Below are 14,709 nucleotides of genomic sequence, written 5' to 3' on the forward strand. Positions count from 1 at the left end.
GCCATGATTGACGTGAACGATGTGCGCAAAAAATTCGGCGCCGTGCAGGCGCTCGGCGGCGTGAGCTTTTCCGCGCGCGACGGCCAGATCACCGCGCTGCTCGGCCCCAATGGCGCCGGCAAGACCACCCTGCTGCGCCTGCTCGTGGGCCTGCTGCGGCGCGACACCGGCACCATCCGCATCGATGGCGTAGACCCGGAAGTGGACCCGATGGCGGTGCGCACCAACATCGGCTTTCTGACCGACCAGTTCGGGCTGTACGAGCGCATGTCCACGCGCGAATACCTGCTCTACTTCGGCGAGTTGAACGGCATGGCGCCGGCGGCGGCCAACCGTCGCATCGACGAAGTGTCGCAGCTGCTGGTGATGGACGATATCCTCGAGCGCCGCTCGAAGGGCTTTTCGCAGGGGCAGCGCATCAAGGTCGCGCTGGCGCGCACGCTGCTGCACCGTCCGCGCAACCTGCTGCTCGACGAGCCGTCGCGCGGACTCGACGTCATGAGCACGCGCGCCTTGCGCAGCGCCCTCGAAGTGCTGCGCGCGGACGGCTGCTGCGTCATCATGGCCACCCACGTGATGCAGGAAGTCACCCACTTGTGCGACGACGTGATCGTCATCGCCAAAGGCCACACCGTGGCCCAGGGTTCGCCCGCCGACCTGTGCGCGCGCACCGGCATCGCCAATCTGGAAGACGCTTTTGTGAGCCTGGTCGGCACCGACGAAGGGATCGCCGCATGAAGCCGAAGGCGCAGGCAAGGCAGCAGTTGAAATCGAAATTCACCATCGTCTTTTTGAAAGAACTCAAGGAGCACATGCGCGACAAGCGCTCGCTGGTGATGCTGGCGGTGTTCGTGTTGATGTTCCCGCTGATGATAGGCTACATGCTCAACACCATGATCGAGCGCAGCACCAAGCCGGAGCGCGAAGGCATGGAGCTGGCCGTGATCGGCGGCGCCCAGGCGCCCACGCTGATGGCCCAGCTCAAGCAAAAGAACATCACCGTCAAGCAGCTCGCGCCCATGAGCGAAGAGCAGATCGGCGCCCTGCTCAAGGAGCGCCGCGCCGTCGCCGTGCTCAAGCTCGACCCCCAGTACGCGGCCGACTACAACGATATGCGCCCGGCCAAGATCGAGCTGTGGTACGACTCTGCCAGCGACGACGCCCCGCGCCGGCGCGATATCGAAGACGTGCTCAATGCCTACAGCTCGAACATCGCCAGTGCCCGCATGCTGGCGCACGGCGTCTCGCCGGCCACACTTTCGCCGCTGCGGCTGCAGCGCTACGACACCGGCAGCAACGCCTCGCGCTCGGCCCAGTTCATCGGCGTGCTGCTCGGCGTGCTGTTTTTGCCCGCCTTTACCTGCTGCCTGTCGGCGGCGGTCGACAGCACCGCCGGCGAGCGCGAACGGCGTTCGCTCGAAGTGCTGATGGCGCAGCCGGTCAGCCCTTACGTGCTGGTGGCGGGCAAATGGATGGCCGCTGCCGCGCTAGGCGTGTGCGGCCTGTGGCTGGGCCTGGGCTTGATGCATGCGATCCTGTCCTGGCTGCCGCTCGAAGAAGTGGGCATGTCGTGGCGCGTCACCTCGGCCGACCTGGTGCGTGTGTGCTTTGCCGCCATTCCCCTGTGCCTGTTCGCGGCGGCGGCCGAAATCACGATGGCGATGAATTCGAAGTCGTACAAGGAAGCGCAAAGCGTACTGAGCTTTTTCACGCTGCTGCCGATGGTGCCCGGCCTGGTGGTGTCGATCATGGAACTGGAAACCGACACCTGGATGTACACGGTGCCGATGCTGGCTAACCAGACGCTGCTGCGCGAGCTGGCCAAGGGCCAGGACATGGGCATGCTGCCGTTCACGCTCACGTTCCTCAGTTCCCTGTTGCCGGCGCTGGCCATCATCGCGTTTGCCGGCTGGCGCATGAAGAGCGAGCGCTACGTTCTGGCGGTCTGAAGCGGACGCTGCACGCCGCAGCCTGGCCTCCATTACAATACCGGCATCGCTTATTGGAGAATGCAATGGAAGTCAAAGTCAGCTGGAACGGTCCGGCAGGAATGAGTTTCCGGGCCCAGACGGGTTCCGGCCACATGGTGGCGATGGATGGCGCGCCCGAAGGCGGCGGCCACAACCTGGCGCCGCGGCCGATGGAAATGGTATTGCTTGGCACGGGCGGCTGCACCGCCTACGACGTGGTCCTGATCCTCAAGCGCGGGCGCGAAGACGTGCGCGGCTGCGAAGTGACGCTCAAGGCCGAACGCGCCGAGATTGACCCCAAGGTATTTACCAAGATCCATTTTCACTTTGTCGTGACGGGGAAAAACCTGAAACCGGCCGCGGTCGAACGCGCGGTGAGCCTGTCGCATGACAAATACTGCTCGGCGTCCATCATGCTGGCGCAAATGGCCGCAATCACCCACACCTTCGAGATCGTCGAGGGATAAAGTCAATCGGCTACGCGCTTTTCCGCCCTACATTTTGCTCTCGGCCGGTCAGATATAATACGCGGTCGTGGTCATCACCTTGGCCATCACCGACATCACGCCGCGCACCGGCGCCGGCGCCTCGAGCGCCCCCAAGTCCCTGGCCGCCTGCCCGTGCGCCACTTCATCGACGCGCATCTGCTCGACAATCGCGCGCGACTTGGCGTCTTGCAGCGGCAGCTTGTCCAGGTGCCCGGCCAGATGCTCCTCCACCTGGCGCTCGGTCTCGACCACAAAGCCCAGGCTGCGCTGGTCGCCCAATTGCGCGGCGACGGTCCCCATCACATACGCCCCCGCATACCACAGGGGATTGAGCAGCGACGGCTGCGAGCCCAGCTCGGCCAGGCGCTGCGCCGTCCACGCCAAATGGTCTTCTTCCTCACGCCCGGCCTGCGCAAACTGCGCCTTCATGGCGTCGCTCTTGGCAAAGCGCGCCTGCGCGTTGTACAGCGCCTGCGCGCATACCTCCCCCACGTGATTGACGCGCATCAGGCCGGCGGCATGGCGCTGTTCGGCGCTGTCGAGCTGGCCGTCGGCGGCGCGCGCGGCCGGCGTGGGGCGCGAAGCGGACGCCACCCCGGCGATCACGCGCAGTGCCTTGTCCATGCCGACGATCAGGTGGTCGAACGGATTGCTGGAACGGGTGTCTGACATGGGATGCTCGCTTGCTGTGAAAAGGTGATTATAGGACGTCCGAAGGCGATGGCGCGCCATCTTGCACGGGCGTGGGCTGGCGCTCGATCCAGTCGAGCAAGGCGCCGCCGATATCAACCTTGGAAATATTCTTGGCCACGCCCAGGTTCAGCGACAGCAAAAACGGAATCGACTTGGCCGGCACTTGGGGGCAATGCGCGGTAAAGGCGGCAATAAAACGGGGGGAATCGACCACGGCCACGACTTTTTCGCCACTCATGAATTGCAGCACGCTGGTGATGCTGTGCCCCTTGCCGATCGACTGGTAAATGAAGCGGTTAAAATCCTTGTCGATCAGCTTGAAGTCAAGCGCCTCATCGGTCATCAAGCCGGTCAGGTAGTGCAGGCCAAGGGCGACCCGGAACCACGCGGTCGCTTCTTCGGCGCCGCGTCCGCAGCGCGTGACGGCCAGTATACTTTGTTTGACATCGCTATCCATGCGGCCATTATCCACGTTTCCATACAGATGTGTGATGCATCAAGTGTTGCTGGTACGAATTTTTGCACGAGCCGCACATCGTCACCCTGAATGAACCGACCACGCGCCCGGACGTGATGTCGGCCACAATCGTGGTCCATGTTCAAGAAGTCCGAAAACGCTGAGCTGACCTGCGCCGTGTTCGGCAAGGCCAAGTTCCTGGCGTTGTCGACCGTGGGCCGGTATCGCGGGGATTCTCGGTATATTTATACAGCGAACTTCCAACTCGGGACACTGGTGGCATGCCGATCGTGGTTCAACCGGGAACAAGCCTTGTTCCGCACGTAAATGTCAACCACAGCGCGCGCCCCGCTCCCCCGTTTGTGCACTCTGGGGCAGCCAAATGACCGTGCGTCGCAAGGCGATGCCCCGGCCCTGCTCGAATTTAATACAATGCAACTATAAAAGCAGAGCCGGCGCACTTGCCGGGCCGCACTTAGGAGTCAGGAATGGAATTACGCATCCGCAATTTGTCCAAGACCTACGCCAATGGCGTGGTGGCATTGGACAAGGTCAGCCTTACCATCCCCGCCGGGATGTTCGGCTTGCTCGGCCCCAACGGCGCCGGCAAGTCGACGCTGATGCGCACCCTGGCCACCTTACAGGAATGCGACGCCGGTTCGGTCTTCTTCGGCGAACTCGACGTGCTTGACGACAAGGACGACATCCGCCGCCTGCTCGGCTACCTGCCGCAAGACTTCGGCCTGTACCCGAAAGTGACGGCCTACGAGCTGCTCGACCATTTCGCAACCCTGAAAGGCCTCTCCGGGCGCGGCCGGCGGCGCGAAATCGTCGACGGCCTGCTCCAGCAAACCAATCTGTTCGAAGTGCGCCACCAGCGCCTGGGCGGCTTTTCGGGCGGCATGCGCCAGCGCTTCGGCATTGCCCAGGCGCTGCTGGGCGACCCGCAACTGATCATCGTCGACGAACCCACCGCCGGCCTCGACCCGCAGGAGCGGGTGCGCTTTCACAACCTGCTCTCGGACATCGGCGAAGACAAGACGGTGCTGCTGTCGACCCATATCGTGTCCGACGTGTCGGACCTGTGCGCCAACATGGCCATCATCAACAAGGGCCAGGTGCTGCTGTGCGGCGAGCCGCAAAAGCTGATCGACGACATCGATGAAAAAATCTGGGCGCGCTTTGTCACCAAGGCCGAACTGCCCCACTTCCAGCGCGAGCACGACGTGATCTCGACCCGCCTGCTGACCGGGCGCACCCTGATCCACGTGTATGCCGAGCGCGACCCGGGCGAAGGTTTCGAGCCGATAGCGGGCGATCTCGAAGACGTGTATTTCGCCACCATCGCCGGGCGCCACGTCGCGGCCAGCAACTGTTAAGGTGGCCTCCATGTTGGCCATTGCCCTCTTTGAAGCGCGCCAGCGGCTCAAAATGCTGTCGACCTGGGTGTATTTCGGCATGTTCTTTGCGATCGCCATGCTGTGGATGGCCGCCGCCGGCGGCGTGTTCAAGGAAGCCTACGTCTCGTTCGGTAGCAATGCGCTGATCAATTCGCCGCAGTCGATTTCGATCACCGTCGCCTTTCTGGGCTGCGTGGGCGTGATTGTGATGGCGGCCATGGTCGGGCGCTCGGTGCAGCAAGACTTCGAGTACGACATGCACCACTTCTTTTTCAGCGCGCCGATCCGCAAATACGATTACGTGTTCGGCCGCTTCATTGGCGCCACCGCCGCGCTGGTGATCGTGTTTTCCTCGGTCCCGCTGGGCGCCTGGCTGGGCACCTATATTGCCGGAGTCGAGCCGGACCGGCTCGGCCCGGCCGCGCCGTGGCATTATCTGCAACCGTTCCTGGCGCTGCTGCTGCCCAACCTGTTCATCTTCGGCGCCATCTTTTTCGTGCTGGCCGCGCTCACCCGGCGCATGCTGCCGGTGTACGTGACGAGCGTAGTCATGATGGTCGGCTACATCGTCGCGCCCAGCCTGGCGCGCGACCTCGACTATAAAACGCTGGCCGCGCTGATCGACCCGTTCGGCACCACCGCCGTGTTCCGCATGACCGAATACTGGACCATCGCCGAGCGCAATACGCGCATGGTGCCGTTCGAGGGTGTGTATGCGCTCAACCGCGCGATCTGGGCCGGCTTTGCGCTGGTGGTGCTCATGCTCGGCTACTGGCGCTTTCATTTCGTGGGCACCATCGACAGCCGCGCCACCCGCCGCACCGAAGGCGAAACGCCGCTGATGCTCTCGCACAGCGCCGTCGACACCGCCGAAGCGCCCGACTTTGTCCAGCGCAGCATGTTCTTCCTGCTGCTCAAATCGACCTGGCTCAATCTGCGCGAATCGGTCAAGAACGTCTATTTCATCGTCATCGCACTGGCCGCGGCGCTGGCCATTTTTGCCTTTTCGCTCAACATGGGCGCCATGCAGGGCACCCAGACCTACCCCGTCACTTATCAGATGCTCGAGGCCATCCGCGCTTCGCAAGGCTTGTTCATGCTGATCGTGACAACCTTTTATGCCGGTGAACTGATGTGGCGCGAACGCGAGGCGCGCATCGACCAGATGCTCGACGCCATGCCGGTGCCGGCCTGGCTGCCGCTGCTGTCCAAACTGTTCGCGCTGGTCGCCATGCAGGCGCTGATGCTGGCCCTGGCCATGCTGTGGGCGATTCTGATCCAGGCCTTCCATGGCTACTTCACATTCGAGCTGCCGCTGTACTTTCAGACCCTGTTCCTGATCGAACTGCCGCATTTCGCGCTCGCTGCCGTGCTGGCCATCGCAGTGCAAGTGCTGGTCAACCAGAAGTACCTGGCTTACTTCGTCATGGTCTTGTACTACGTCGCGCGCGCCACCTTCGACACGCTGGGGCTGGACCATCCGATGCTGCTGTACGGCTCCTCGCCCGAATTCGTCTATTCGGCGATGAACGGCTACGGCCACTTTTTGGCGCGCGAACGCTGGTTCAACCTGTACTGGGGCAGCGCCGCGCTGGTGCTGGTGATGCTGTCGCTGGTGTTTTGGCCGCGCGGCTACAACGCCGAACTGGGCAGCCGCATCCAGCTGGCGCGCCGCAACCTGTCGCTGCCGGTGCTGGTGTGCCTGGCCGCCGGCCTGGCCATGTTCGCCGGCGTGGGCGCCCTGCTCTACTACAACTTGAATGTCGTGGGCGGCTACCAGAGCACGTTTCGCAAGGAACAACTGCGCGCGCAGTACGAACAGCGCTACCACCAGTTTGCCGACGCGCCGCAGCCGCGCATCACCGACGTCGACCTGCAGGTGGCCATTGTGCCGGAGCAGCGCCGCCTGGCCGTGATGGGCCAGTACCAGCTTGAAAACAAGACGGCGCAGCCGCTCGCGCAGCTGTTCATCACGCAGCAGCGCGGCGCAGCCCTGGTGCTGCGGCCCGGGCAGGCCGCCCGGCTGCAACTGGCCGACCCGGAGCACGGCTTTTACATCTACCGCCTGGCCACCCCGCTCGCCCCCGGAGCGCGCATGGCGCTCGCCTTTGACCTGAGCTACGAGCCCAAGGGCATGTCCGGCATCGGCGGCGAAACCCCGGTGGTGGGCAACGGCACCTTCTTTACCAACGAACTGATGCCGCGCATCGGTTACCAGCGCAGCGCCGAACTGATGGACGACCGCGACCGCAAGCGCCACGGCCTGGCCCCGCGCGCGCCGATGCCAGCGGCGGATGACGCGCGCGGCGCGGCCAACAGCGGCGTTGCCAGCGACGCCGACTGGATCAACTTCAACGCCGTCGTCAGCACCAGTCCGGACCAGATCGCCATCGCCCCCGGCACGCTTGAAAAGGAATGGATCGCGGGCGGACGGCGCCATTTCCAGTACAAAATGGACAAGCCGATCCTCAATTTCTATGCCTTCCAATCGGCCCGCTACGAGGTGCGCCACGAGCGCTGGCAGGACGTCACGATCGACGTGTATTACCAGCCGGGCCACGAATACAACCTGGAGCGCATCATCAACGGAGCCAAGGCGGGCCTGGAGTACAACACCAGCCACTTCAGCCCTTACCAGCACAAGGTGCTGCGCATTGTCGAGTTTCCCCGCTACGGCGACTATGCGCAATCCTTTCCCAACACGATTGCCTATTCGGAAAGCATGGGCTTTATCGCCAAGGTCGACGACAACAACCCGAAGGACATTGATTACCCGTTCTTCATCACGGCCCATGAAGTGGCGCACCAGTGGTGGGGCCACCAGGTGGTGGGCGCGGCCACGCGCGGGGGCACGGTGCTGTCTGAAACGCTGTCGGAATACGCGGCGCTGATGGTGATGAAGCAGCAGGTGGGCCCGGCCAAAATGCGGCGTTTTTTGCGCTACGACTTGAACGGCTACCTGCACGGACGCGCGATGGAAAAACGGCGCGAGCTGCCGCTGACGCACAACGAGAACCAGCCCTACATCCATTACCGCAAGGGCAGCCTGGCCATGTACCAGCTGCAGGAAGTGCTGGGCGAAGCGACCGTCAACAAGGTGCTGCACGAGCTGGTCACGCGCTATGCCTTCCAGGGCGCCCCGTATCCGGGCGTAACGGTGCTGGTGGACGCCTTGCGCGCCGTCGCCAAACCGGACCAGCAATACCTGATCGACGACCTGTTCAACGCCATCGTCCTGTACGAAAACCGGGCGGTGCGCGCCAGCGCCGTCAAGCGGCCTGACGGTAAATACGTCGTCACCCTGAAGGCCAGCGCCGGCAAGGTGCGCGCCGGTCCCCTTGGCGAGGAACGGGAAGCGCCGCTCAAGGACTACATCGAGTTCGGCGTGGACGACAAGGACGGCAATGCGCTGTTGCGCGAGCGGCGCCTGGTCAGCGACAAGGAACTGACCTTGACCATGGTGGTGGCCGGGCGACCGGTGAAGGCTGGCATCGATCCGGACTTCAAGCTGATCGACCGCAAGCCCACCGACAACATGGTGGAGGTCGAGCATTAGCAGCCGGTCCGACTCCACGAGACGGCATGCTACGGGGCAAAAAGATCTCTTCGGATAGAATTGGTCTTTTAGTAGCGGAAGACAAGCATGCCCAGTGCCCTGATGGTTGACCAGACCAGTTTCAAACGCATCCTCACCCGCAATGTGACGTTGCCACTGGTTATAGGCGTGGCCAGCGCGGCGATCTTTGTCGGCATCATTGCGTACCTGCTGTCGGTCATCAATATGGTCGAGCATTCGGAACGCGTGATCCGCCAGGCCAACGAGGTCGCCAAGCTGGCGGTCGACCAGGAAACGGGCTTGCGCGGCTTTTTGATCACGGGCGACGAAGTGTTCCTTGAACCTTATATCGCCGGCAACGCCAAGTCGGGTGCGGCCATGAATTCGCTGGCCGAGCAAGTGGCCGACAATCCCGCCCAGCGCGAACGGCTGCGCCAGGTGGTCACTCTGCAAACCCAATGGAACGATTACGCGCGCGAGGGCATTGCCCTGCGCCGGGCCCAGCGCGACATCGTGGCGCTGGTGCGCAGCCAGCGCGGCAAGCTCATATTCGACCAGATCCGGGTCCAGTTCACCCAATTCCTGGCCGCCGAACAAAGCCTTCTGCTCAGCCGCAATGCGGACGCGCAGCGCGTCACCCGCTACGGCGTGGCCATTTACCTCATACTCAGCCTGGTGCTGGCCGGCCTGCTGGCCTGGTTCGGGCGGCGCGACCTGCTTGGCCTGTCGCACGCCTTTGGCGACGTCATCGAGCAGCAGCGCGCGCATGCCGACACGCTCGAACGCCAGGCCTGGCAGCGCAGCGGACAAACTGCGCTGGCCGAACGCTTTATCGGCCAGCAAGGCTTGAGCCGGCTTGGCAACGCCACGCTCGACTTTTTGGCCGAATACACGGGCGCGGCGGTGGGCGCGCTGTATGGCCGCGAAGAAGACGGCAGCCTGCGCCGCATCGGCGGCTTCGGCGTGCCGCCCCAGGACAGCCACCAGGCCGACGCCGCCGCCAAGGGCCGCGACCTGGTGGCCCAGGCGCTGGCCTCGCAGCGCGCGCTGCTGCTGGCCGATCTGCCCGACCATTACCTGAAAATCAGCACCGGACTTGGCAGCGCCAGCGCGCGCCACCTGCTGCTCTCGCCAACGGCCAACGACGGCGAAGCCAATGGCGTCATCGAACTGGGCTTCATGCAGCTGCCGCCCCCGCGCACGCTTGAATTCATTGAACTGGTCGCGCCCAACATCGGGCGCGCAATCGAAGGCGCAATGGCGCGCCGGCGCCTGCAAGACGCGCTCGCTGAAACCCAGCAGCTTAACGAAGAGCTGCAGGTGCAGCAGGAAGAACTGCGCACCGCCAATGAAGAACTGGAAGAGCAGTCGCGCGTGCTCGAAGAGTCGCAGGCCATTTTGGAAAACCAGAAGGCGGAACTGGAGCAGACCAACGAGCAGCTGGCCGAGCAGGCCAGCGCGCTGGACCTGAAAAACAGCGCGCTGGGCGTGGTGCAGGCCGAACTTGAAGCGCGCGCGCAAGAGCTGCAGCGCGCCTCCAGCTACAAGTCGGAATTTCTGGCGAATATGTCGCACGAGCTGCGCACCCCGCTCAACAGTTCGCTGATTTTGGCCAAGCTGCTGTCGGAAAACCCGAAAGGCAACCTGGACCCCGAACAGATCCAGTTCGCCAACACGATCTACGCCGCCGGCAACGACCTGCTCAACCTGATCAACGATATCCTCGACATTTCCAAGGTCGAAGCGGGCAAGCTGGAACTCTCGCCCGAGCCGATCGCCTTGCCCGCGCTGGCCGACGCGATGCGCTCCATGTTCGCGCCGCTGGCCGGCCAGAAGCGCCTGGTGTTTACCGCCGCGGTCGACCCCGGCGCGCCGGCCAGCCTGGTCACCGACGGCCAGCGCCTGCAGCAGATTTTGAAAAATCTGCTGTCCAACGCCATCAAGTTCACCGACGACGGCCAGGTCTGTCTGACCATCGAAGGCCGGCCGGACGACATGATTGCCTTTGCGGTGAGCGACTCGGGCATCGGCATCGCCCCCGACCAGCAGGCGCTGGTGTTTGAAGCGTTTCGCCAGGCCGACGGCACCACCAGCCGGCGCTACGGCGGCACCGGCCTGGGCCTGTCGATATCGCGCGACCTCGCAGCACTGTTGGGCGGAGCCATCGACATCCGCAGCACGCCGGGCAAGGGCAGCACCTTCACGCTGCTCATGCCGGCGCTGATGCCCGAGCGCGCTGCGCCGCCGGCGGCGCCCGCCGTTCCTGGCGTGCCGGCCCGAATGGTGGCTTCTGCTCCTGCGCCATCAGCCCTGCCCGCAGCGCGCGGCGAGCAGTTTCCCGACGACCGCGCCGTGGCCGGCAGCGGCAAGCGCACCGTGCTGGTGATCGAAGACGACGTCACGTTTGCGCGCATCCTGTTCGACCTGGCGCGCGAACTGCAGTACCGCTGCCTGGTGGCGCACAACGCCGCCGACGGCCTGCAGGCAGCCGACGAACAGCTGCCCGACGCCATCCTGCTCGACCTTGGCCTGCCCGACGGCTCCGGCCTGGACGTGCTGCAAAAGCTCAAGGACACGCCGCGCGCGCGCCACATCCCGGTCCACATCGTCTCGGCCAGCGACCGCGCCGAAGCAGCCCTGCAGATGGGTGCGATCGGCTACGTGGTCAAGCCGGCCACGCGCGAACGCCTGAAACAAGTGTTCCAGACGCTGGAAGGGAAATTCACCCAAAAGCTCAAGCGCGTGCTGCTGGTCGAAGACGACGAGCGCCAGCGCGAAAGCGTGGTGCGCCTGATCGGCGACGACGACGTCGAGATCACCGCCGTGGCCACCGGCGCCGAAGCGCTGGCCCTGCTGCGCGCCCAGGTCTACGACTGCATGATCATCGACCTCAAGCTGCCCGACATGCACGGCCACGAACTGCTGCGCACCATGGCCGCCGAAGAAATCCGCTCCTTCCCGCCGGTGATCGTCTACACCGGGCGCACGCTCACGCGCGCCGAGGAAGCCAATCTGCTCAAGTACTCGCGCTCGATCATCATCAAGGGGGCGCGCTCGCCGGAACGCCTGCTCGACGAAGTGACGCTGTTTTTGCACCGGGTCGAGTCGCAGATGTCGGCCGAGCGCCAGAGCATGCTCAAAACGGTGCGCAGCCGCGACCGCGTGTTCGACGGGCGCCGCATCCTGCTGGTGGACGACGACGTGCGCAATATCTTTTCCCTCACCAGCGCGCTGGAACAAAAAGGCATCACCGTCGAGGTCGGCCGCAACGGCTTCGAGGCGCTCGCCCGGCTCGACGAGATGCCGGACATGGACCTGGTGCTGATGGACGTCATGATGCCCGGCATGGACGGCCTGGAAGCGACCCGCCGCCTGCGCCAGGATCCCCGCTTTGCCAAGCTGCCGGTGATCGCCATCACCGCCAAGGCCATGAAGGACGACCAGGAACAGTGCATGAAAGCCGGCGCGTCGGACTACCTGGCCAAGCCGATCGACCTTGACCGCTTGTATTCGCTGCTGCGGGTCTGGCTGCCGAGCGTGGAGCGCCTGTGATGAGCAACCAGGACAGCAGCACCATCGAACTGCGCTTGCTGATCGAGGCCATCTACCTCAAGTACAGCTACGATTTTCGCGACTACTCGGGCGCCTCGCAAAAGCGCCGCGTGCACCATGCGCTGCACCAGATGGACTGCGCCAGCATCTCGGAGCTGCAGGCGCGCGTGCTGCACGACCCGGACGCCTTCATGCAGCTGCTGCAGTACCTGACCATCCCCACCAGCGAGATGTTCCGCGACCCCGGCTACTTTCGGGCGCTGCGCGAACAGGTCGTGCCGCACCTGCACACCTACCCGTCGCTCAAGATCTGGATCGCCGGCTGCAGTACCGGCGAAGAAGTCTATTCGATGGCCATCATGCTCAAGGAAGAAGGCTTGCTGGAGCGCTCCATCATCTACGCCACCGACATCAATCCGCAATCGCTGGAGCGCTCCCGCAAAGGCGTCTATCCGCTCGATCGCATGCGCGCCTATACCGCCAGCTACCAGATGGCCGGCGGCAAAGGCGCTTTTTCGGACCACTATACGGCCGCCTACGACAGCGCCCTGTTCGATCGCAGCCTGATCGAGAACGTCAGCTTTGCCGACCATAGCCTGGCGACCGACAGCGTATTTTCGGAAACCCACCTGGTGTGCTGCCGCAACGTGCTCATTTACTTCAACCGCAAGCTGCAAGAGCGCGCGCTCGGACTGTTTCACGAGTCGCTGTGCCACCGCGGCTTTTTGGGACTGGGCAGCAAGGAGACGATCGATTTTTCCGCGTATGCGGGAGCCTTTACGCCGCTGGTCAAGGCCGAGCGCATCTACCGCAAGGCGGCCGCATGACGCCGCAAAAAAAGCGCAGGATCGAAGCGCTGGTGATCGGCGCCTCGGCCGGCGGCATCGGCGCCCTGCTGCGCATTTTGCCTGGCCTGCCCGCCGCCATGCGCTTTCCCGTGGTGGTGGTGCTGCACCTGCCGGACGAGCGAGAGAGCCGCCTGGCGGAAGTCTTCCAGCAGCATCTGCCGATGCCGGTGTTGCAAGCGCAAGACAAGGCGCTGCTGGCGCCCGGCACGCTGTACTTCGCTCCGCCCGGCTACCACCTGTCGATTGAAAACGAGCGCAGTTTTTCGCTCAGCCAGGAAGACCCCGTGCATTTTTCGCGTCCGGCGATCGATATACTAATGATGTCGGCAGCTGACGCCTATGGCCCCGCCTTGTGCGGTATGCTGCTCACTGGCGCCAGCGGCGACGGCGCCGCCGGCATGGCCGCCATCGGCGAAGCCGGCGGACTGACCATTGTGCAAGACCCCGAGGACGCTGAAATGTCGACCATGCCTGCGGCGGCGATTCGCCTGCGCGCGCCGAGCTTGATCCTGCCGCTGCGCGCCGTGCGCGCGCTGCTGGCCACCCTGGAGACCATGTGACGGCAACCCACCAGCACACCACCAAACTCTTGATCGTCGACGACCTTCCGGAAAACCTGCTCGCGCTGTCCAAGATCATCGAGCAGGATGACCGTATCATCTACCAGGCAAGTTCTGGCGAAGAAGCGCTTTCGCTGCTGCTCGAACACGACTTCGCCCTTGCCATCCTGGACGTCATGATGCCGGGGATGGACGGCTTCGAACTGGCCGAACTGATGCGCGGCACCGAGCGCACCCGCAATGTGCCGATCGTATTCGTCAGCGCGGCCGGCAAGGAGCTCAATTATGCGTTCAAGGGTTACGAGAGCGGCGCCGTCGACTTCCTCTACAAGCCGCTCGACATTGCCGCCGTCAAGAGCAAGGTCAATGTCTTTGTCGCGCTGTGCCTGCAGCGGCACGAGGTCAAGCGCCAGGTCGAGGCGCTCGAACAGAGCCGGCGCGAACTGCGCGCCACGCAGGCCGAACTGGAACGCTCGCTCAAGATGCGCGACGACTTCATGTCGATGGTGGCGCACGAGCTGCGCACGCCGCTTAACACCCTGTTCCTGGAAACGCAGTTGCGCGGCATGCAGCTGGACAAAAGGAACATGGAAGCCTTCAGCGCCGATAATTTGCAGCGCATGGTGGCGCGCGACGGACGCCAGATCCAGAGCATGATCCGGCTGATCAACGACATGGTCGACGTCTCGCGTATCCGCAGCGGCAAGCTGTCGATCCGGCCTGCGCAAACTGAATTGTCGGCGCTGCTCGAACGCATCGTCAGCGACCTGGCGCAGCGCACCGAGGCGGCCGGCGGCACCATTGCGGTGGAGGCGCCGCAGCCCGTGGAAGGGGTGTGGGATGAATTCCGGGTCGAGCAGATCATCATCAACCTGTTGACCAACGCGCTGCGCTACGGCGGCAGCAAGCCGGTGAGAATCACGCTGGCGCAGAACGACGGACGGGCCGAGATCGTGGTGCGCGACCAGGGCGTGGGCATTGCGCCGGACGACCAGGCGCGCATTTTTGATCCATTCGAGCGCGCCGGCACCAAGGATGTGCGCGAGGGGCTGGGACTGGGGCTGTATATCGCGCGCCAGCTGGCCGAGTCGCATGGCGGGACGCTGGAAGTGGACAGCGCGCCGGACCAGGGGGCCGCGTTCAGCCTGACGCTGCCGCTGCAGGTGCGCTACGACCCTGAGTAAA

General features: G+C 64.1%; 11 protein-coding genes. 9 read left to right on the top strand and 2 right to left on the bottom strand.

The window, feature by feature from the left end; all coding sequences use genetic code 11:
• Positions 1-3 precede the first annotated feature (3 nt).
• From ACP7D4_RS15625 to ACP7D4_RS15635, 3 genes are all read left to right on the top strand, one after another.
• A complete protein-coding gene (locus ACP7D4_RS15625) occupies positions 4-738 on the top strand; it encodes an ATP-binding cassette domain-containing protein (protein ID WP_426105281.1) in 735 nt (244 codons plus the stop codon).
• Entirely contained in the window at positions 735-1,949 is a 1,215-nt protein-coding gene (locus tag ACP7D4_RS15630) for an ABC transporter permease (RefSeq protein ID WP_426209970.1), read from the top strand. Before ACP7D4_RS15625 ends, ACP7D4_RS15630 begins: the two co-directional genes overlap by 4 nt.
• Positions 1,950-2,014: 65 nt before the next feature.
• A complete protein-coding gene (locus ACP7D4_RS15635) occupies positions 2,015-2,437 on the top strand; it encodes an OsmC family protein (RefSeq protein ID WP_426209972.1) in 423 nt (140 codons plus the stop codon).
• 48 nt (positions 2,438-2,485) lie between these two features.
• Here the strand turns inward: ACP7D4_RS15635 and coq7 are convergent, their stop codons facing one another.
• Positions 2,486-3,130 (bottom strand): 2-polyprenyl-3-methyl-6-methoxy-1,4-benzoquinone monooxygenase, encoded by a 645-nt coding sequence (gene coq7 / locus ACP7D4_RS15640; RefSeq protein ID WP_426105284.1) that lies wholly within the window; start codon positions 3,128-3,130, stop codon positions 2,486-2,488.
• 28 nt (positions 3,131-3,158) lie between these two features.
• Positions 3,159-3,608 carry a hypothetical protein gene (locus tag ACP7D4_RS15645; protein WP_426105286.1) on the bottom strand — a complete coding sequence of 150 codons (450 nt, stop codon included), beginning with the start codon at positions 3,606-3,608 and terminating at the stop codon, positions 3,159-3,161.
• Between the two features lie 488 nt (positions 3,609-4,096).
• On the opposite strand from ACP7D4_RS15645, the gene ACP7D4_RS15650 reads away from it, so the two are divergent.
• From ACP7D4_RS15650 to ACP7D4_RS15675, 6 genes are all read left to right on the top strand, one after another.
• Positions 4,097-4,987: an ABC transporter ATP-binding protein gene (locus ACP7D4_RS15650; protein WP_426105287.1), complete on the top strand. Its 891-nt coding sequence runs from the start codon at positions 4,097-4,099 to the stop codon at positions 4,985-4,987.
• Positions 4,988-4,997: 10 nt separating this feature from the next.
• Positions 4,998-8,564, top strand: coding sequence for a M1 family aminopeptidase (locus ACP7D4_RS15655; RefSeq protein WP_426209973.1), 3,567 nt, complete (start codon positions 4,998-5,000; stop codon positions 8,562-8,564).
• Between the two features lie 87 nt (positions 8,565-8,651).
• Positions 8,652-12,116 carry a response regulator gene (locus tag ACP7D4_RS15660; RefSeq protein WP_426209975.1) on the top strand — a complete coding sequence of 1,155 codons (3,465 nt, stop codon included), beginning with the start codon at positions 8,652-8,654 and terminating at the stop codon, positions 12,114-12,116.
• On the top strand, positions 12,116-12,943 hold the full coding sequence (locus ACP7D4_RS15665; protein ID WP_426209976.1) for a CheR family methyltransferase: 828 nt from the start codon (positions 12,116-12,118) through the stop codon (positions 12,941-12,943). The genes ACP7D4_RS15660 and ACP7D4_RS15665 overlap by 1 nt, the downstream gene beginning before the upstream one ends.
• Positions 12,940-13,524, top strand: a complete 585-nt coding sequence (locus ACP7D4_RS15670; RefSeq protein ID WP_426105293.1) for a chemotaxis protein CheB — start codon at positions 12,940-12,942, stop codon at positions 13,522-13,524. Before ACP7D4_RS15665 ends, ACP7D4_RS15670 begins: the two co-directional genes overlap by 4 nt.
• Positions 13,521-14,708 carry a hybrid sensor histidine kinase/response regulator gene (locus tag ACP7D4_RS15675; protein ID WP_426209978.1) on the top strand — a complete coding sequence of 396 codons (1,188 nt, stop codon included), beginning with the start codon at positions 13,521-13,523 and terminating at the stop codon, positions 14,706-14,708. Before ACP7D4_RS15670 ends, ACP7D4_RS15675 begins: the two co-directional genes overlap by 4 nt.
• Position 14,709: the final 1 nt, after the last annotated feature.

It is taken from the genome of Massilia sp. TWP1-3-3 (assembly GCF_049897805.1).
Taxonomy (GTDB): domain Bacteria; phylum Pseudomonadota; class Gammaproteobacteria; order Burkholderiales; family Burkholderiaceae_D; genus Telluria_A.

Coding starts and splice junctions, on each gene's coding strand:
- ACP7D4_RS15625 (WP_426105281.1), top strand. CDS start 4: ATGATTGACGTGAACGATGTGCGCAAAAAATTCGGCGCCGTGCAGGCG.
- ACP7D4_RS15630 (WP_426209970.1), top strand. CDS start 735: ATGAAGCCGAAGGCGCAGGCAAGGCAGCAGTTGAAATCGAAATTCACC.
- ACP7D4_RS15635 (WP_426209972.1), top strand. CDS start 2,015: ATGGAAGTCAAAGTCAGCTGGAACGGTCCGGCAGGAATGAGTTTCCGG.
- coq7 (WP_426105284.1), bottom strand. CDS start 3,130: ATGTCAGACACCCGTTCCAGCAATCCGTTCGACCACCTGATCGTCGGC.
- ACP7D4_RS15645 (WP_426105286.1), bottom strand. CDS start 3,608: ATGGATAGCGATGTCAAACAAAGTATACTGGCCGTCACGCGCTGCGGA.
- ACP7D4_RS15650 (WP_426105287.1), top strand. CDS start 4,097: ATGGAATTACGCATCCGCAATTTGTCCAAGACCTACGCCAATGGCGTG.
- ACP7D4_RS15655 (WP_426209973.1), top strand. CDS start 4,998: ATGTTGGCCATTGCCCTCTTTGAAGCGCGCCAGCGGCTCAAAATGCTG.
- ACP7D4_RS15660 (WP_426209975.1), top strand. CDS start 8,652: ATGCCCAGTGCCCTGATGGTTGACCAGACCAGTTTCAAACGCATCCTC.
- ACP7D4_RS15665 (WP_426209976.1), top strand. CDS start 12,116: ATGAGCAACCAGGACAGCAGCACCATCGAACTGCGCTTGCTGATCGAG.
- ACP7D4_RS15670 (WP_426105293.1), top strand. CDS start 12,940: ATGACGCCGCAAAAAAAGCGCAGGATCGAAGCGCTGGTGATCGGCGCC.